This window comes from Acidovorax sp. 107 (assembly GCF_003058055.1).
Lineage (GTDB): Bacteria > Pseudomonadota > Gammaproteobacteria > Burkholderiales > Burkholderiaceae_C > Acidovorax.
Genome location: NZ_QBTZ01000001.1, coordinates 319978 through 338218 on the forward strand (window position 1 = coordinate 319978; position 18241 = coordinate 338218).

An 18241-nucleotide genomic window follows, 5' to 3' on the forward strand; every position below is an offset into this window, starting at 1 on the left:
AAGGCCATCATGAAAGCCACTCTCTCCAAACTGCGCTTTGTCGCTCTCGCCCTGGTCGCGGTTGTCGCGGCCATCTTGCCCATGGCCACCGTCGCTGCTGCTGCGGCCCGCGTGTTCGAGTTCACGCACTCCTGGGTGACCCAGAAAAAGCAGGACTTCGCCTTGGGCGCCAACACGCTCACCGGTCTGATTCCGACGCTGTACGAGGCGCTGAATGTGGTGTCCCGCGAAATGGTGGGTTTCATCCCTGCCGTTCGTCGTGACAGCAACGCAGAGCGCGCGGCCGTTGGCCAGACGGTTCGCATCCCCCTGGGTGAATCCGGCGCGCTGGAAGACATCACGCCTGGCGCGACCCCTGCCAACAGCGGTGACACCACCGTGGGCTTTGCCGACATCACGATCAGCAAGTCCAAGGCTGCGCCCATCCGCTGGAACGGCGAAGAGCAGAAGGCTGTGGGCTCCACTGGTACTTACAACCAGATCCTGGCCGATCAGTTTGCCGACGGCATGCGCAAGATTGTGAACGCCATGGAAATCGACTTGGCTGCGTCCGCGAAGACCGGCGCATCCCGCGCCTACGGCACCGCTGGCACCACGCCCCTGGGCACTGCTGGCGACCTGTCCGACCTGGCCGGTGTGGCGAAGATCCTGGACGACAACGGCGCCCCGGTGGTCAACCGCCAGCTGGTGCTGAATTCGGCATCCATCGCCAACCTGCGCGGCAAGCAGTCGGTTCTGTTCAAGGTCAACGAAGCTGGCTCCAGCGACATGCTGCGCACCGGCATGACCGACCTGCTGCAGAACATGGCCGTGCGCTACTCGGCCGGCATCCAGCAGCATGTCAAGGGCACTGGCGCCAGCTATGTGACCTCGGGCAGCACGGCCGCTGGCGTGCGCGACATCGCACTGGTGACTGGCACGGGCACGGTGCTGGCTGGTGACGTGGTGACCTTCGCCGCTGACTCTGCCAACAAGTATGTGATCGGCACTGGCGTGGCTGCTCCCGGCACGATCAGCCTGAACCGCCCAGGCGCGCTGATGACCATTCCAACGGCCAACGCGCTGACCGTGGGCAACAGCTACACCGGCAACTTCGCGTTCAGCCGCAACGCCCTGGTGCTGGCCTGCCGCGCTCCTGCCGTGCCTGATGGCGGCGACTCGGCTGACGACTCCATGATGATCACGGACCCTGTGACCGGCCTCACCTTCGAGGTGCGCGTGTACCGCCAGTACCGCCAGGTCAAGTTCGAGATCTGCATGGCCTGGGGCACTGGCGTGACCAAGCCTGAGCACATCGCCACTCTGCTGGGCTGATTAGCTGCTGGGGGCTTCGGCCCCCGGCCTCTTTCCTGCGAACCGGAGAACACCATGACCGACAACGAACTGATCCCTGTGACCAAGCACGGCGAGTACCTCGAAGTGCACCCCGTGGCCCTCTCGCAGCATGAAGCCCTTGGCTGGGTGAAATGTGCTCGTCAGGAGCCTGCCGACAACGAGCCCGACGGCGCCAAGAAGGCCCCCACGGTGCCCGAGATCAAGGCCACCCTGGAAGCCGCTGGCGTTACGGTGCCCGACGGCGCCAAGAAGGCCGACCTAGTTGCTTTGCTGACCGCCTTTGAGCGCTCAGGCCTGACCGGCGCAGAGTGGAACAACTTGGCCGAAGAAGACCGCGCCAACCGCGTCTCCTACTGATCCATGGCCCTGATCGTCGCCCCCACCGCTGGCGCGGAGTCGTACGTGTCTGTTGCAAATGCGGATGCGTGGCACGCCGCAAGAGGCAATGCCGCCTGGGCTCTCCTGTCCACCGAGGCCAAGGAGCAAGCCCTGCGCAAGGCCACCGACTACATGGGCCGGTACTCTGGCCGCTGGAAAGGCGAGCGCTTGAACGCCGGCCAGGTGCTGGACTGGCCCCGCGCTGGCGTGGTGGTGGACGGCTACGAGATCAACTGGGAGACGGTCCCGGCTGCCATCGCAAACGCCTGCGCGCTGCTGGCGCTGAAGGCATCGGCCGGTGACATCGAACCCGACCTGGGCCCGAAGAAGCAGAGCGTGAAGGTGGGGCCGATTGAGACCACCTACGCGGCCGGCACGCGGCAGGCTACGCGGTATCAATCCGCCGAAACCCTGCTGGCTCCGTATCTGCTGGGCAGCGCCGGGCAGGTGAGGGTGGTGCGGGCATGAAGGCATTCCGCGCCTACGCCGACGAATGGCGCGGTGTGCGTCATGCGTACGTTCAGGTGCGGGTGTTCGATACGCGCGCCGAGATGTGCAAAGACATCGATGATTGCCAATTCGGCCCTAGCCTGAACGCTCACGGCCAATGCTCTGGCCTGCGGCACTACAACCGCGCGGGCCGCCTCACCGGGCGGTTTGCCTGCATGTGGCTGAACCGCGATGACCTCCGGGCCCGAGGGGCGGAAATCGTTACCCATGAATGCGTGCATGCGGCCATGCGTCACATGGCAAACCATGGCCTAAACGTCCAAGAGAAGGGTGATGGCGCTTCGGTGCACGCCAATGAAGAGGCGCTCGCCTACACCGTAGGCTGCCTGGCGCAGCAGATCAACGACCGGCTCCACCGAATGGGAGCGTTTGCATGACCTTCTACGCCGAGATGGCCCAGGTTGCCGACGAGATCCTGCGCGAGTTCGGCGCCGCGGGCACGCTCACCTACAAGACCCGCAGCGGTCAATACGACCCAGACCTGGGCGATTACCCAGAAGTCGAGGTGACGCAGGATTGCACCGCCGCGGTGTTCCCAGTTGACCAAAAGCTGGTGGACGGCACCACGGTGCTGGCCACCGACGAGCAGGCGTACCTGTCAGCCGTGGGTCTGGGCATCCCTGAACCGACCCACGTCCTAACGCTGGGCGGCGTTGCCCGCACGGTGGTCAGCGTGAAGAACCTTGCCCCGGCCGGCACTTCGGTGCTGGTCGAGCTGATCGTGAGGCGCTGACATGGGATTCGCTGCCGACCTGAACAAGCTTTGCGAGCGCGCTGTCGATAAGGCTGCCCTGGTGGTGCGCCGCGCCGCGCTGGAGCTGCAGAGCGGGATGATCGAGCGCAGCCCTGTCGATACCGGCAGGTTCAAGGGCAACTGGCAGTGCGGCATCGGCACGATCAACACTGACACCAGCCAGGACGAAGACAAGAGCGGGCAGGGCGCGCTCGGCCGCACGGCCACCACGCTGCAGGGCTGGAAGCCCGGCCAGACCATCGTGCTGTCCAACAGCCTGCCCTATGCCAAGCGCCTGGAAAACGGCTGGTCCGACCAGGCGCCCTCCGGCATGGTCCGCCTCACCGTGCAGGCCTACAGCGACGCCGTGAAGAAGGCCGTGGAGAGCATCAAGTGACCATCGCCCTGATCGAAGCCGCGCTGGAAGAGCGCCTGCTGGCCATAACGCCCGCCATCGCCACCGCGTTCGAGAACAAGACCTACACACCCGTGGCTGGCACGGAATACCAGCGCATCAACCACCTGACCAACACCCCTGTGGATCACGCCGTCACGCTGGACGTGACCGAGGACCGGGGAATCCTGCAGGTGTCGCTGTTCTACCCACTGGACAAGGGCCGGGTGCCAGCCAAGACGCGGGCCCAGTTGATCCGCGACCAGTTCAAGCCTCCGCTGACGCTCACCAAGGGCGCGGTGAAGGTCGAAATCACCAAGACGCCAAGCATCGGCAGCGGCTACCCGGATGGGGACCGCTACATGGTGCCGGTGTCCATTTACTGGCGCGCCTTCGGTTAGGCCGCCCCACCAGCAACAAGGCCCGCCGCGTGCGGGCTTTTTTGTGCCCGCAAGGGCTTCACAGCACCCCGCACGGCGAAGGCCCTGCGGGTTTTTTTATGCCCCTTGCGGGCGACTGAACCCAAGAAAGGCCCACCATGTCGGCATTCCTCCCTGACGGCGCAACCGTCGCCCTCGCAACTGCTTACGGCTCTGCCAAGGCGGTTTCCGCCATCACCAATGCCAATCCTGGCGTGATCACTGCAGCCGCCCACGGCATGGCCAACGGCGCGTTTTACGAACTCACCTCCGGTTGGCAAAAGGTCAATGGCCGCGTGTTCAAGGCTGCCAACGTGGCCACCAACGCGACGGACCTGACCGGCATCGACACCACGGACACGACGCGCTTCCCTGCAGGCTCTGGCACCGGTAGCCTGCGCGAGATCACTGCGTTCACGCAGATCGCGCAAATCCTGGAGTTCACCACCAACGGCGGCGACCAGCAGTTCTCGAACTTCTCCTTCCTGGAAGAAGATTTCGAACGCCAGCTGCCTACCGTGACCAGCGCCCAGTCGATCCAGATTGGCATTGCCGACGACCCGACGCTGGCTGGGTACATCGCCCTGAAGGCCGCTGGTGAAGCCCGCGCCATCCGTGCGCTGAAGGTAACGCTGCCGAATGGCTCCGTGCTGCTCTACAACGGCTACGTGTCGTTCAACGAGACGCCAACCCTGACCAAGGGCAGCGTGATGCAAGTCCGCGCGACGGTCTCGCTCCAAGGTCGCCCCACCCGCTACTAAGCGGCACCCATCCACGGCCATACGGCCAACCCAGCACCGACGCATCCCGGTTCGTTCCTTCGCAGGGACGGCCGGGGTGCGCACGGGCCTGTTCAACCCTGCGAAGAAAGTAATTCACCATGGCTACCAAACTCGTCATCGGCAAGTCTGCCCCCAAGTCTTTCCCCATGAAGGTCGAAGTGCCGACGCCCCACGGACCTTGTGAGATCAACTTCGAAGCCAAGTACATGTCCTCCACGGAGTGGGCGAAGCTGCGCGAAGAACACGCGGAGGCGACCAGCAAGGCAGTCCAGGAGCTGTTCGACGCCGCAAAGCTAGAAGCAACCCGGGACCACACGCTGGCCGCCCAAAACAGTCCAAAGGTGGCGACCACCGAAGAAGAGCGAGAGAAGGAAATCCTGGCGCTGATGAAACCGGTGAAGAGCAGCGAACTGGAGTCGCTGAAGGCCAAGTTCACCGGTGAACTGATCTTCAAGATCGTGATGGGCTGGGATCTGGACGACCCCCTCTCCGTTGCCAGTCTCACCGAAATGTGCGACCAATACGCTGGATCGGCCGAAGCGGTGTTCAGGACTTACAACGAGACGCGCGAGGGAACCCGCACAAAAAACTAAAGGACATCGGGCGGGCCATCTACGAGAAACCGCCCGATGCCAAGAAGCTGGCGGTCTGGGGATTGAAGCCCTCGGACTACCCAGACAAGATCGTAGAAATTTGGCCGGAACATTTTGATGCCTACCGGTCCTTCGTGGCTGTGTCCACGCAATGGCGGGTAGGCGGAATGGGCGGTGCTCCTGGGCTGGACTACCAGGCCGTCTTTGCCACGCTGGCCAGCATGCATCGCGGCAAGTCGGATGCAGAGCGGGACGCCATCTTTGCTGACCTGCAGCTGATTGAGCGCGCGGCACTGGAAGAGATGAACCGGACGGACTGATTCGCTACCATGTGGGCTTCTACATGGAGGGGATATGGAAATCTTCTTGGGTTGGCTGGTCTGCTCAATCGTCATCGGCGTTATCGCTAGCTCGCGCGGTCGCAGTGGATTCGCCTGGTTCTTGATCGCCGCGCTGCTGTCGCCGCTGATTGGGTTGATTCTGGTACTCGTGTTTCCGAAACTGGGCCAAGCTGCTGCTGCAGTGGATGAGACGGGGCAGAAGATCACAGCCGATTCGCATGTCCGGTGCCCGGACTGCCGGGAACTTGTGCGCAAGGACGCACGAAAGGGAAAGCACTGCGGGACCGCCCTGATCCCTCAGTGAGCAAGTAGACACATCACAAACCCGCTTCGGCGGGTTTTTCAATTGAAGGCCTCGCGGCTCATGTCGCGAGGCCTTTTTCTTTGGGCGCTCGCATGACGCAAGAAATCGAATCCATCGGTCTAGGGATGGACACCAGTGGCGTGGAAAGGGGCATCAAGGCCCTCGATGTGCTCGCTGGGAAGGGTGCGCCTGTTGAAAAAGCGATGGCTGGTATCGAAGGCGCCGCTGATCGCACTGGCAAAAGCCTCAAATCTCTGGGCGAGGGGGCTGCCAAGGGCATCGATGATTTGGCGAAGCGCGCGCCGGCGGCGGCATCAGGCCTGAAGAAAGTTGACGAGAGCGCAGACTCCGCCGCCAAAAGTGTGAAGAGCCTAGGCGGCGCAGGCTCCTCCGGTCTGGATGCGCTGAACAAGTCCGCATCTGTGGCCGCTACAGGCATGCGGAGCCTCTCTTCGGCCGCCAATGAAGTGACTGCTGCCATCCGGGCAGAAGCTGCTGCGCTCACAGGGTTGCAATCTGGGGTGGCGGCATTGAACGCTGCCAATGCAGCCGCCGCTAAAAGCGCCCAAGAACTGGCAATTTCGCTCCAGGCCGCATCGGAGCAAGGTGCAAAGGTAAAGAAGGCGACTGGCGCAAGTGCGGAAGCCTTTGTTGGGCTCGGTGGGGCAGCGAAGTACGCGGGTGCAGCGCTGGCAGCAATCGGCATCGGCACGACGGTAAGCGACTTGGTAAAGATGGCCGACGCGAGCACAAACGTCGCCTCACGGCTTTCTCTGGTCACCACGTCAGCATCAGAGCTCGCGCAGGTGCAGCGCCGGTTGTTCGACATCGCGCAATCTTCCCGCGTGTCGTTCGTTGACCTGGCTGGGACTTACGCGCAGATTGCACGGTCTACCAAGGAGTTGGGTGTCTCCCAGTCCTCTCTATTGGGCATCATCAAGACAGTCAGCCAGGCTGTAACCATCAGCGGAGGATCTGCGCAGTCTGCACAGGCGGCGCTGGTGCAGTTGTCTCAAGGCTTCGCCGCAGGGGCTTTGCGTGGCGAAGAGCTGAACTCTGTCATGGAGCAAACGCCAAGGCTGGCTCAGGCTATCGCAGATGGCCTCGGAGTAGGTATTGGGAAGCTCCGTGAAATGGGGCAAGCGGGCGAACTGACGGCCGAAAAGGTACTCGGCGCTCTGGAAAAGTCGGCCGCCAAGGTGGAAGCTGAATTCGGCAAGATGGCTGTCACCGTTGAGCAGGCCTCTACTCAAGCCGCGAACAGCGTGTTGCGGTTGGTAGGAGCGTTCGACAAGCTGTCGGGGGCGACCTCGTTCATTTCTGGGTTCATCACCAAGCTTTCGCAGGGGATCGATTTCCTGTCTAAGGATGTAGAAAAGCTTGGAAGCCAGGGGCCTCTGCGAAGCGCTGCTCGCGAGGTGATCAACTTGGACGCGGCTGCGCAAAGGCTGCGCACGGGCATGCAAAGCGGCGTGCTTGGCCCAAATGCTCAGGCTGAGCTCGACAGGATCAATGTCAGGCTGGAGGAAGCGAAGCGGCGATTCAACGAGTTGAACGCGGCTACGGGCGGCACCAATCCCCGTGACCAGACTGGATTCCCAACGCGCACACAGTCCTATGCCGCTGAAGCAAATCGGCTTGCTGCCGTTCAGGCGGCCATGGGCAAGGTCGTCAACGGCCTCTCTGGCGTCAAGGACGATTTCTACAAGGACTTGAACTCTCTGTACGCGGGGTACAAGAACGGCTTGATCGGGCTGACCGACTACCAGAAGCAGGTTGCCAAGCTGATCAAAGACAGCGGCACTGCCAAGCCGGACGCTGGAGCAAACGCTGCCCTGAACGACTCTTTGGCGGCCCAGCTCCAAGCCTACAAGAACAACGACAAGGCCATCCTTGACAGCCGCAAGGCGTTCTACGACGCGCAGGCCCTACTGGTGAAGCTGGGCGGCAAGTCGGAGCTGGACGCCATCGACGAGAGCATGGCCAAGGAAGAAGAGGTCTGGGCCCAACGCAAGGCCAACTTCGAAGCAGAGCTGGCCCAGGCCGCCAAGAAGAAGACTTCGCAAGCTGAAGTTGCGCGCATCACCGGCCAGATGCAGGACGCCGAACGCGACTACGAGCAGAACATCGCAAAGCTGCGTGCTGAATCTGCGCTTGCTGACGCCAAGTCCCTGGATGCACTGGAAGCCCGCGTGGCGGGCCAAGAGAAGGCTTCGCGCGCCGCCATGGAGCAGGTGCGCATGGCAGAGCTGGAAGGCAAGGCCATCGGTCTCACCGGGGACGCTCTGCGCGTTTTCAACCAGCAGCAGCTGGAAAGCAGCATCCCTCTGGCGCTCAAGATGCAAGCCGCGTGGGCAGATCAAGCCGGCGCGCTGGGCGACCTGGGCCGCGCCGCGCGCGATCAGATCCAGGCCATGCGCGACTTGGCCAAAGCGCAGGGCGAGAACCGTGCCGCCCAAATGGTGTACGAGTACGCCAAAGGCATCGACGATAGCAACAAGCTGCTGCAGGCCGAAATCGGCCTCATGGGCATGTCGGAGCAGGCCCGTACGACCGCACTGGAGCAACTGCGTATCCAGCTCGACCTGGAGCAGAAGATTGCCTTCGTGAAGGCCAACGTGGCCGACACCGACAAGCAGGCGGCCGACATCGCAAAGCTGCAGGCCAGCGCATCCATCGCCAAGGCCAACGCAGCGAACAAAGCTTTCCTGGACGAGTGGAAGACCTCCGTCGGCAAGTACGACGACATCTTCCGCCAAGGCTTCGCCGACATGCTGAACAACGGCAAAGACGGCTGGAAGTCTTTCACCCGTTCGCTGGTGACTACCTTCAAGACCACGGTCGCAGACCAGATTTACAAGATGTTCGCCCAGCCCTTCGTGGTGAACATCGTCGGTAACCTGCTGGGCCTTGTCGGCGGTGGCGCCGCCCAAGCTGTCGCTGGCGCGGCTTCTGGCGGCTCTGCCCTGGGCACCATCGGCAATGCTGCCAGCGGCCTGTCTGCCCTTACCGGCACTTTCGGCATGGGCCTGCGCGCTGGCCTGTCTGGCTTGTTTGGCGAGGCTGGTCTGGCGGGCACGATCAGTGCTGGCACAACCGCTATCGGCGCGGGCAACATCGCTGGCGGCCTGGGTACGCTGGCTGGCCCCCTTGCCCTGGTGGGCGGCGGATTGCTGGTCCTGAACTCCCTGCTCAAAAGCACCAAGGGCGAAACCCGCACCGGCGGCCAATTCGGCGTGTCGTTCGATGGCACCGTGACCAACCAGCGCCGCGACCAGGTTTACACCTACCAGGGCCAGCAGTTCGACCGCGACTTCTCCAACGGCCAGCGCAACGCGCTGATCGCGGGCCAGGCCTACCGCCTGGAAGGCGACCCGGTGCAGAACGAGCAGGCTATCCGCGATGCGGTCTCGGGCACGGCCAGCGGCATCAATGCCTTCCTGAAGGCGCTGGGCAGCAAGGCCACGCTGACCGGTTTCTCTGCGGGCCTGGAAACGTCCAGCAAGGGCCGGGGCGGTGTGTTCGCTGGCGGCATCTTGTCGGATGGCACCACCTTCGGCGAAAGCGGCAAGGGTGACAACTACGCGGGCACGCTGTACGAGAAATTCAGCACCAACAGCCCGGACTTCAAGACCGCGCTGGAGAACTTCACGCTCGACCTGAAGCAGTCCACCATCCAGGCGCTGCAGTCGGTTACCGATATCCCGCAGACCGTGCAGAAGATGCTCAAGGGTGTGGATGCCGAGGCCCTGAGCGAAGAGGCTGCCAACGCGCTGCTGGAGTCCATCAACGCCCAAATCGTTGGGGTGCAGAACCTGACCACCTCGTTTGAGGCCATGGGCCTGGACAAGCTGGCAAAGATGGGATTCGACGCTGCTGCGGGCCTGGCTGCCGCTGCGGGTGGGTTCGACAAGCTGCAGGGCAACCTCAACACGTTCTACGACAACTTCTACAGCGAAGAAGAGCGCAAGGCCAACCTGCAAAAGCAGGTGGACAAGCAGTTCGCCGAGCTGGGCATCGACGTGCCCAAGAACCGCGAAGAGTTCCGCAAGCTGGTCGAAGACACCCTCTCGCAAGTGGAGGTGCAGGACAAGGCCAAGGCCTCTCTGTCCAAGCAGATCAACGATGCCTTGGCCGCCGGTAACGGCAAGCTCAGCCTGTCCGACATGGGCGGGCGCAGCATCATCGCTGGCATCGACCCTGCGCTGCTGGGCAACGGGGCGGCAGACCCTGCCGTGGCAGGCAAGCTCAACGGCTTCCTGTCGGGCATCACCGACCTCTCGAAGCAGGGCCTGGACCCCGACGCGTTCAATAAGGGGGTCGAGGGGCTGATCAACATGAACGCCGAGGTGCTTGGCATCGGAAAAGATGCCTCCAAGACCGCCGCCACGCTGCTGGGCCTGTCGGGTGTATTTGCTGGCCTGAACGAGAGCGCAGAAGAAGCCGCAGCCCGCATCGCCAAGGATCAGGCCGACGCCCGCGACAAGGCCCTGCGCGGCCTGGAGCGCGCCATCGCCAAGGAGAAGGAGGCGCTGCAGTCGCAGATCGACGTGGCGCAGGAAGTGGCCAGCACCATGAGCGGCCTGTTCGACCTGCTCAAGTCCAACGTGCGCGAGCTGTACGGCGAAGTGGATTCCACCCGCTCGATGCTGGCGGCCCAGGGCAACGACTTCATCACCCAGGCGCTGGCAAACGCCCGCACCACCGGCTACCTGCCCGACGAAACCCAGCTGGCCGACGCCATCAGCGCCGCGCGCAACGGGCTGGACGCCAGTGGGTACGCCAGCCAGTTCGAGTTTGATCGTGACCGCTTGGTGCTGGCCGGCAAGCTGTCCGAGCTGGAAGGCCTGACAGGCAAGCAACTCACCAGCGCAGAACGCACGGTGAAGGAGCTGGAGGCCCAAAGCGAGCAGCTGGACAAGACGCTCGACTACTGGAAACAGCAGATCGACATCGCCAACGGCACGTATGAGGCGACGGTGAGCGTGGCTGATGCGGTCAAGCATCTGGAATCGCTGATGTTTCCGGAGGTCGGGAAGCTCAAGCCGGAGCAGGTGGGCGGCCAGGCCAGCTCGGGCGGTGACATTTTCGTAGTCGGCGGCGGTGCTGCTCGCCCTGCGACCACCGGGCCCAGTGCGTATCTGGACTACGAAAAAGGCGTGCGGGTCTATGCGGACGGGTCCAAAGAGACGATCTCGCCAGAAATGCTCGCGTTCTACAAGGAGCAGGACCCGGAGTGGTGGCGAAAGCTGGCGGCAGGCACTGGCAACGTTCCTTCTTATGACGTTGGCACCAACTACGTACCCCGCGACATGCTGGCCCAGATCCATGAGGGCGAGGCCATCGTCCCCAAGGCCTACAACCCGGCCGCCAATCCTGGCATGGGCGGTGGCAACGGACAGATGGAAGCGCTCTTGGCTGCACTGTTGGAGCAAAACGCGCGCCTGGAAACCCGGCTGGCCGCAATTGAGGGGCACACCCAGGACACCAGCCGCGCCACCAATGGAAACCCGGTTTCCCCGGTGCCCATGGCGCTTGTTGAGGACGAAACCGTATGAACATCCTCGTCCCCATCACCATCACCGACGCCATGATCGGCGCGGGCACCACCATCGCAGAGCCTGCGGCTAGTGAAACGGCTTGGGTATCTGCTGGCAACTACGTGCTGGGCGACCGCCGAATTCGCGCTACCACTCACCGCGTGTACGAATGCGTCCAGGCGCACACCGGGCGCACGGCGCTGCCAGAGGTTGACACGGCCTACTGGCTCGACGCAGGGCCAACCCAGCGCTATGCCCCATTCGACACCTACACGAACACGGCGGCCACGACCACCACCAGCATCACCTACGTGCTGAGCCCTGGCTACTTTAACGCCATCAGTCTGTACGGCCTCACCGGCACGCAGATCGTGGTGAGCGTGAAAGACGCGCCCGGCGGAACAGAAATCTACCGCTATCCCACCACAGGTGCTGCCAGCCTTACCGAGCCGCCCACCGGCTGGTACGACTACATGTTCGGCAAGCGCCGACCGATCCAGAAGCTGGTGCTCAGCAATCTCCCTATCCGCCCCACCGCCGAATTGACCATCACAGTCACCGCCGCCACGGGTGCTGCTGTCGGCATCGGAATGATCAACGTGGGCGACCTCACGCCATTACTCGGCGATGCTGAGTGGGGTGGGGTCACGGGTGGCGCATCGGCAGAGCCCACCAGCTACAGCTACATCAAAACCAACGACGACGGCACCACCACCATCAAGCGACGCGGCAAGTCCACCAACCTGCGCGCAACGGTGGTCCTCCCCCGCCAGAAGGCAGACGCAGCCCTGGCGACGGTGCAGCAAGTGCTCGATGTGCCGGTGTCGTGGATCGCCACTACCTCCCAAGGCTTCGACGGCCTCAACGTCTTTGGCATCGGCAGCTGTTCCATGAGTTACGACAGCTTCGGCATCGCCACCCTGCAGGTCAATGTGAAAGGACTCATCTGATGGCAATCGTTGCCCCAACCCCGGTTGATGCGCTGCCTACGGCGCCAGACCCTAATGACCGCGCCACGTTTGACCCGCTGGCTTACCCGTATCAGCAGGCGCTCAGCGGCACCTATCGCACGCAGATGAATGCGCTGGCCGAGAACGTCAACAACAACGCCATCGAGGCAAGCCTTGCAAGCACTGGAGCTGTCAGTGCCGCAGCCTCCGCATCCACTGCCGCAAGCCAAGCTGTTGCCGCCGCCAACTTCAAGGGGTTGTGGCCGACCCTGACAGGGCCATTGAGCACGCCAGCCTGCGTCAAGCACAACGGCCGGTTCTGGATGCTTCTCAACAACCTGGCCGATGTCACCACCAGCCAGCCCGGCGTATCGGCGGACTGGACATCTCTCAACGTGGGGCAGGTGTCGGCACGCATCAACTCCAACACGAATGCAGTAGCGGGTGTCTTTTACATCGCTGCCACCCCAGGAATCACCTTAACGATCCCCGCTGGCTGGGCTGCGGACGATCAAGTGGGTGGACGCAATGCTTCGGGTAGCAATTGCTCGATCAATTGGGGTTCTTACACGCTAGTAGGTGATACGCCCGAGTCCCCCATGGTGTGGCCGAACCAGGGGCGGTTTCAGGCGGTTTTTGATGGGAGCACGTTCGCATGATCACTTTTTCTCAAGCGTTTTCTGCAGCCGCCGGCGGCGGATACATGGTCCGTGCAGTCCGGCCTCTGCCGCTCTCTTCGGTGGTGGTGTCACCCGTAGCTGGACTTATGGTGTACATGATGATCGCTCCCGGCGCGTCCGGGGGATTCATCGATAGCGCAGCCAGCGCGCAGAGATTGGCCACAGGTGGTGGCGCTGGTGAAATCGTCTTTGATGTCGTTTCGGTGGGTGTAAACGACAGCTTCACTTTTACCCATGGCGCTCCCGGCGTTGGTGTCGGCTCGGTGAATGCAACCGTCAACGGCAATGACGCAACGAACAGCAGTGTGACCGGCCCAAATTCCTACTCGTGCACAGCTGTGGGCGGGAAGAAGGGGCTTGCGGCTAGCTCAGTAGCCTCGCTTGCAGGTGGAGCTGGTGGCACTGGTGGTACTGGTGGAAGCGCCAAGGTGCTTCGATTCCCTGGAGCCCGTGGCGGGAACATTTCGGCTGCAGCTGGGGCGGCACGGATAGCCACGGGTGGGGGTGCCGCAAATCCCCAGGGGTTCGCAAACAGCACGACAACCCGTGGTGGGGATTGCTCAAGTGCCACCAGCGCAACAAACAGCGCAACTGGTGGCGGCGGTGTGGGCGGCAATGGCGGAGACGTAACCACGGGTTCCGTGTTGACTGGCGGGGGTGGTTCTGGTGCGGCTGCGCCGAACAATGCAACAACAGGCGGCGGAAATATCAAGGGGACTGCGACAACGGCAAGCCCCGCCGATATTTTGTCTTTGCTCGCCGTTTACGGAATTGACTATTTCGGTGGCGGTAGTGCTTCCGGGTCAAGCCCTCAGGCTTCCGGCCCTGGCGGCGGTGTCGGTGCCGGATCCACGATGGGTAACTCTGTTTTGGCTGGAAATTTTGGTGGCACTGGGGGAACCCTTGGAGGTTCTAGTGGCGCTGCATTGCCAGGCTTTGGTGCAGGTTCTGGCGGTAACTCAGCGCCGGGAACTACAGGGGGGGCTACCGCTTCTGGAGGGCTGCCATACGCCGTGGTGATATTTCTTGAAAAGGTGGCATGACATGCGGATTGAAATCCTTGATGAAACTGGCGCTGTCCTACGCTGCATTTTTGCGGATGGTGAGTTTGCTGAGCAGCAATATCCGGGTTCTTGGCGAATCGCAGGTGAGCAGGCAGATGTGATCTCAATCGAAGACCAGCGCATCACCCGCCTGGCGTTCCTCGACCGCTTCACCGATGCCGAGGCTGTGGCCATCGATCTGGCGAGCCTCGGCGCCACGGTGCAAGCGGCAGGCCTACGGCGCTACCTGCACAAGGTCAACTCCGCCCAGCACATCGACCTGGCCCGCGCCGATCTGCAGGCCGGTGTGCAGGCGCTGGAGGCGGCTGGCCTGCTGGCTGCGGGTCGGGCTGAGCAGATCCTGACCGCGCCGATCACGGACGTGGAACGCTACCGGGGGCAGTGATGCGCGCCGCCTTCTACAAAGGCACGCGCCCCGGCGTGCAGTCCGTGTACAGCCACGCCGTGCGCTGGGTGGACCGTGGCCCCTACAGCCATTGCGAGCTGGTGTTCTCCGATGGGATGAGCGCCAGTGCCAGCTGGATGGATGGTGGTGTGCGCTTCAAGCGCATCGACTACGACCCGGATCACTGGGACTTCATCGAACTGCCCGACCACCTGGAGGCCGCCGCCCGCGCCTGGTTTGAGGCGCACGAGGGCGAGCCCTACGACCTGCCCGGCAACCTGCGCTTTGTGTGCTGGCTGGTGCGCGAGGCGCCCGAGGGCTGGTTTTGCAGCGAGGCCGAGGGCGCAGCGCTCGGCATCTTGGAGCCCTGGCGATTGGGCCCCAACGGGCTGGCGGCGCTGCTGCTCAGCATGTACCCACAGCAACCCGCCTCGGCGGGTTTTCTTTTGCCTGAAGGAACCCCATGAACTACCTCAAGCACCTGCGGGCGGCCGGTGTGCCGGATCACTACCATTCGGCCGCCATTGCCGCCCTGGAGGGCGCCCGCGAGCGCGCGCAGGGCCTCACCTGGGCCAAGTGGCGCGTGCGCCTGTTCAAGGCGGGCAAGATCGCCCAGCTGTTGCCCTGGACGGCCGAGCGCCTGGTGGACGTGCGCCCCGATCTTGCCGACTGGGACATAGCCCCCATGGTCAACATCACCGCGCATGGCGACAACGTGCCATGGGTGATGACACCCGAGGGCGGGCGCCCCGCGCCGGGTCAGTGGCTGGATCCTGCAGACGCGCAGGCCGTGGCGGCTAACTACTGGCTGCCAGGCACACACCCGCGAAGCCCGGAGAGCCGCAAGGCCTGGTACAGGCGCAACGCGGGCGAGTACCGCGCCTGGCGCCTGGGCGTTCCGGTGGATCTGTCCAAAGGCGTGCAGGTCTGGCGCGGTGGTTGCGTCACCGTCTACCGCTGCGGCGATGCGTGGCAGCTGATCGCGCAGGACAAGCTCCTCTTCATCCCCATCGTGGTACGCATCGGCTACGAAATCAGCAACCTCTGGCGCGAGTCGGACGGTGCGCAACTGTGGTTCCCGATTTCAGGCGCAGACCTGCGGGCGCCGGTTACGTGGTCTGTTTTGCCTGGGAGGGCCTGATGAACGATGAAAACCTGCAACAGATTCACGACGAACTGGCAGAAGGAGACAAGCGCATGGACTCCCTCACAGATGAAGTGACAGCGATCAAGCTGGAACAGGCCCAGTTCCGGGTAGAGCTGGCAGAGAACACCAACGCCACAAAACGCATTGAGGCCAACACGGCGGAAATGCTGGATGTGTTCGAGAGCTGGAAGGGCGCAATGAAAGTGCTGACGTGGATTGGCAAAGCGGCGAAACCGCTGGGCTATCTTGTCGGGCTCGGCGCGTCCATGGCTGCGTTCTGGACGGCCATGAAGTCCGGGGTGCATCCGAAATGACGCCGCGCCAAAGGCTGGCCGCCAAGATCGGCGGCGGTGCGCTTGCGCTCGCGCTTCCTCTGGTGGCGCATTTTGAGGGCACGGTGTACCGCACCTACCGCGACCCGATCAACGTAATCACGAGTTGCACCGGCCACACTGGGCCAGAGCTACGCATGGGGCAGACCTTCACCAAGGAGGAATGCGATGCGCAACTGTTGGGCGACCTGCTCAAGCACGCCGAGGCCATCGACTGCATCAAACGCCCGCTGACCGATGGTCAAAAGGCCGCGTTCCTGTCGTTCGCCTTCAACGTGGGCAACGGCGCATTCTGCAGCTCGACTCTGGTGCGCAAGGCAAACGCTGGCGACATGGCCGGAGCCTGTGCGGAGCTGTCCCGCTGGACATTGGCCGGAGGCAAGGAGCTTCCCGGCTTGGTTCGTCGTCGCGCCGCTGAGCGTGCAGTCTGCGAGGGGAAATCATGATTCCTGGCCTGTACACCTATGTCGCTACAGCTTTGGTAGCGGGTGCCGTTGCGGCTACTGGAGCTTGGCAGGTGCAGGGCTGGAGACTGGGCAACGAAATCAACGGCATCAAAGCCCAACAAGCCGCCGACTCCGCCAAGGCCCAAGTCGACACCCGGGCCAAAGAACTCGCCTTCAACCAGAAACTGCAGGACGCCCAAAATGAAGCCACGAAACGCGAAACCAAGCTGCGCGCTGATGCTGCTACTGCCCGCCGTACTGCTGACGGCCTGCGCGGCACCCTCTACGAATTCCGTGCAAGTCTCCCCAGCGCTTCCACAAGTGCCCTCATTGCGCGAGCCGATACCGCAGCAGAGCTACTCGGAGCGTGCGTCGGTGAATATCGAGCAGTGGCAGAAGCGGCTGACCGACACGCTGGGGACGCGCTGATGCTGCAGCAGGCGTGGCCTAAGTAGGCCAGAACACATTGCTCAGGCTTCGTCCTTAAATGGCGCGCCCAAATTAGGCCCAAGAACAGGCGCCTCGCCATCCCTATCCCAAGCTGCAGGAGACTTGCCAATTTCCCACGGCTTAACGCCAGGGAAAATTTGCTCGAATTCCTGCGACGAAATCTTGTCAATCGTCAGGACGAACCCGCGAGTGCCAGCCGGAACGATGCTGAATTTCTCCAGCAGCCAATCATCGTCTGCGGTTTCAAAAATACTGCGTAGGCCGTCTAGCTGCTCGTGGTTGATCATGCTCAATCCTTTGTGATGCGTGGCCCTCAAAGCCGCGCTGAAATCTGTTCTGCTGTCTCGCGGTAGTACACATTCAACAGCATCGACAAGTCCTTGTGCCTGCTAATCCGCGCCAGGGTCATCACATCCACTCTCCGCGCTAACAGCGTCAATGCCGTAGCGCGGGTGTCGTGGAAGGTCAAGTCGTCCAACAGCAGTTGGCGACGTAGCTTGGCGAACAGGACGCTTGCCTCATTGGGGCCAACAGTGAACGTCACCGGGAAGAGCTTCAATGCTCGTCGCGGGATCGGCACCTCGACATAGCCGCCTGTCTTGGTTCTCGCCAGCACGTACACCCGACGCTTAGGGTCGTAGGTTCCTGTAAGCACCTCGGCCAAGCGCATGCCGGTGTGCAAGGCAATGTGAAACGCCTTCACCACCTCGCCCATCTTCTTCTCGCGGCCAGAGCGCAGCACGCGCTTGATCTGCCGCCACCCCCACACCTGCCTGCGTGCCTCGATCTGCTCGGGCATCCGAACGCCTCGGAATGGGTGTGAGTCAATCCAGCGCCATTCGTCCATCGCCACCGTGAACAGGTTGCGCAACAGATTGGCTTCGCGCTGCACCGTCGCACCTGTCACCGTCTGCAAACGGAAATCACGCCACCGGCCTATGTCCGCGCTAGTGATGCTGGAGAGCGGCGCTTTCTCCCCGATGTAGTCGATGAAGGCCTGGAAGCGCTTTTCCTCCCACTCAGGCTTGCTCTTGGTCTGACTGACGGTTTTCACGTAGTCGGCCACAGCATCACCCAGAGTTTTCCCACCAGAGCCTTTCAGCCGGTCTAGCTCGGCCTCCTTGGCAAGCGCCCAGGTCTGCGCCTCGCGCTTGGTGTCGGCTACATGAGAGGCCCGGATGCCGTGACGCTGAACCTCTGCCCGCCACTTGTCGCGGTACTTGCGGATGGATGCCATGTTGTGCGGACCTGTGTGCGGGATGCGTGCGGGGAGGTATTGATTTCTTGCCCGAAACTCTAGCACTCTCCCTCTGTGAGGGCGTCGCTATTTCCCCGCATTTCCGCCAGTTGGTCCCCTCGACAGGAATCGAACCTGTATCTAGCGCTTAGGAGGCACTCGTTCTATCCATTGAACTACGAGGAGGCAAGGCAGCCGCGCATTGTAGTGGCGCGCGGGAG

General features: G+C 62.7%; 22 protein-coding genes, 1 tRNA gene and 1 pseudogene. 21 read left to right on the plus strand and 3 right to left on the minus strand.

Annotated elements, in window-relative coordinates; all coding sequences use genetic code 11:
* Positions 1-9 precede the first annotated feature (9 nt).
* The 21 genes and pseudogenes from C8C99_RS01545 to C8C99_RS01640 all read left to right on the plus strand — a co-directional run bounded on the left by C8C99_RS01545 (position 10) and on the right by C8C99_RS01640 (position 16788).
* Complete coding sequence (locus tag C8C99_RS01545; protein WP_108627003.1) at positions 10-1314, plus strand: P22 phage major capsid protein family protein; 1305 nt, start codon at positions 10-12, stop codon at positions 1312-1314.
* A gap of 54 nt (positions 1315-1368) precedes the next feature.
* A complete protein-coding gene (locus C8C99_RS01550) occupies positions 1369-1692 on the plus strand; it encodes a HeH/LEM domain-containing protein (RefSeq protein WP_108624729.1) in 324 nt (107 codons plus the stop codon).
* A gap of 3 nt (positions 1693-1695) precedes the next feature.
* Positions 1696-2181 carry a DnaT-like ssDNA-binding protein gene (locus C8C99_RS01555; RefSeq protein ID WP_108624730.1) on the plus strand — a complete coding sequence of 162 codons (486 nt, stop codon included), beginning with the start codon at positions 1696-1698 and terminating at the stop codon, positions 2179-2181.
* Positions 2178-2600 (plus strand): hypothetical protein, encoded by a 423-nt coding sequence (locus C8C99_RS01560; RefSeq protein ID WP_108624731.1) that lies wholly within the window; start codon positions 2178-2180, stop codon positions 2598-2600. Before C8C99_RS01555 ends, C8C99_RS01560 begins: the two co-directional genes overlap by 4 nt.
* A complete protein-coding gene (locus C8C99_RS01565) occupies positions 2597-2956 on the plus strand; it encodes a hypothetical protein (protein WP_108624732.1) in 360 nt (119 codons plus the stop codon). The genes C8C99_RS01560 and C8C99_RS01565 overlap by 4 nt, the downstream gene beginning before the upstream one ends.
* Position 2957: 1 nt before the next feature.
* Entirely contained in the window at positions 2958-3353 is a 396-nt protein-coding gene (locus C8C99_RS01570) for an HK97 gp10 family phage protein (protein WP_108624733.1), read from the plus strand.
* Positions 3350-3751, plus strand: coding sequence for a phage tail terminator-like protein (locus C8C99_RS01575; RefSeq protein ID WP_158274147.1), 402 nt, complete (start codon positions 3350-3352; stop codon positions 3749-3751). The genes C8C99_RS01570 and C8C99_RS01575 overlap by 4 nt, the downstream gene beginning before the upstream one ends.
* Positions 3752-3888: 137 nt before the next feature.
* Positions 3889-4530: a phage tail protein gene (locus C8C99_RS01580; RefSeq protein WP_108624735.1), complete on the plus strand. Its 642-nt coding sequence runs from the start codon at positions 3889-3891 to the stop codon at positions 4528-4530.
* Positions 4531-4649: 119 nt separating this feature from the next.
* Positions 4650-5144, plus strand: coding sequence for a phage tail assembly chaperone (locus C8C99_RS01585; protein WP_108624736.1), 495 nt, complete (start codon positions 4650-4652; stop codon positions 5142-5144).
* Positions 5063-5464, plus strand: a complete 402-nt coding sequence (locus C8C99_RS24115; RefSeq protein WP_108624737.1) for a DUF1799 domain-containing protein — start codon at positions 5063-5065, stop codon at positions 5462-5464. The genes C8C99_RS01585 and C8C99_RS24115 overlap by 82 nt, the downstream gene beginning before the upstream one ends.
* A gap of 34 nt (positions 5465-5498) precedes the next feature.
* Positions 5499-5789, plus strand: coding sequence for a zinc ribbon domain-containing protein (locus C8C99_RS01595; RefSeq protein WP_108624738.1), 291 nt, complete (start codon positions 5499-5501; stop codon positions 5787-5789).
* Between the two features lie 734 nt (positions 5790-6523).
* Positions 6524-7072, plus strand: a pseudogene (locus C8C99_RS24385) (tape measure protein); the annotation flags it as partial.
* A 375-nt stretch (positions 7073-7447) separates the two neighbouring features.
* Positions 7448-11347, plus strand: a complete 3900-nt coding sequence (locus tag C8C99_RS01600; protein ID WP_233247143.1) for a hypothetical protein — start codon at positions 7448-7450, stop codon at positions 11345-11347.
* A complete protein-coding gene (locus C8C99_RS01605) occupies positions 11344-12279 on the plus strand; it encodes a hypothetical protein (protein ID WP_108624740.1) in 936 nt (311 codons plus the stop codon). The genes C8C99_RS01600 and C8C99_RS01605 overlap by 4 nt, the downstream gene beginning before the upstream one ends.
* Positions 12279-12938 (plus strand): hypothetical protein, encoded by a 660-nt coding sequence (locus C8C99_RS01610; protein ID WP_108624741.1) that lies wholly within the window; start codon positions 12279-12281, stop codon positions 12936-12938. The genes C8C99_RS01605 and C8C99_RS01610 overlap by 1 nt, the downstream gene beginning before the upstream one ends.
* Positions 12939-14120: 1182 nt before the next feature.
* On the plus strand, positions 14121-14408 hold the full coding sequence (locus C8C99_RS01615) for a hypothetical protein (protein ID WP_108624742.1): 288 nt from the start codon (positions 14121-14123) through the stop codon (positions 14406-14408).
* The gene (locus tag C8C99_RS01620) at positions 14408-14875 is read left to right on the plus strand and encodes a hypothetical protein (protein WP_108624743.1); all 468 of its coding nucleotides are present in this window, start codon (positions 14408-14410) and stop codon (positions 14873-14875) included. The genes C8C99_RS01615 and C8C99_RS01620 overlap by 1 nt, the downstream gene beginning before the upstream one ends.
* Positions 14872-15549, plus strand: coding sequence for a hypothetical protein (locus tag C8C99_RS01625; protein WP_108624744.1), 678 nt, complete (start codon positions 14872-14874; stop codon positions 15547-15549). The genes C8C99_RS01620 and C8C99_RS01625 overlap by 4 nt, the downstream gene beginning before the upstream one ends.
* Positions 15549-15869 carry a hypothetical protein gene (locus C8C99_RS01630; protein ID WP_108624745.1) on the plus strand — a complete coding sequence of 107 codons (321 nt, stop codon included), beginning with the start codon at positions 15549-15551 and terminating at the stop codon, positions 15867-15869. Before C8C99_RS01625 ends, C8C99_RS01630 begins: the two co-directional genes overlap by 1 nt.
* Complete coding sequence (locus tag C8C99_RS01635; protein WP_108624746.1) at positions 15866-16333, plus strand: lysozyme; 468 nt, start codon at positions 15866-15868, stop codon at positions 16331-16333. The genes C8C99_RS01630 and C8C99_RS01635 overlap by 4 nt, the downstream gene beginning before the upstream one ends.
* Positions 16330-16788, plus strand: coding sequence for a hypothetical protein (locus tag C8C99_RS01640; protein WP_108624747.1), 459 nt, complete (start codon positions 16330-16332; stop codon positions 16786-16788). Before C8C99_RS01635 ends, C8C99_RS01640 begins: the two co-directional genes overlap by 4 nt.
* A gap of 15 nt (positions 16789-16803) precedes the next feature.
* Here C8C99_RS01640 and C8C99_RS01645 read toward each other — a convergent pair whose 3' ends face one another.
* The 3 genes from C8C99_RS01645 to C8C99_RS01655 form a co-directional block, all read right to left on the minus strand.
* The gene (locus C8C99_RS01645; RefSeq protein ID WP_108624748.1) at positions 16804-17070 is read right to left on the minus strand and encodes a hypothetical protein; all 267 of its coding nucleotides are present in this window, start codon (positions 17068-17070) and stop codon (positions 16804-16806) included.
* Between the two features lie 26 nt (positions 17071-17096).
* Positions 17097-18020, minus strand: a complete 924-nt coding sequence (locus tag C8C99_RS01650; RefSeq protein WP_108624749.1) for a tyrosine-type recombinase/integrase — start codon at positions 18018-18020, stop codon at positions 17097-17099.
* A 111-nt stretch (positions 18021-18131) separates the two neighbouring features.
* Positions 18132-18206, minus strand: a tRNA-Arg gene (locus C8C99_RS01655).
* Between the last annotated feature and the right edge of the window lie 35 nt (positions 18207-18241).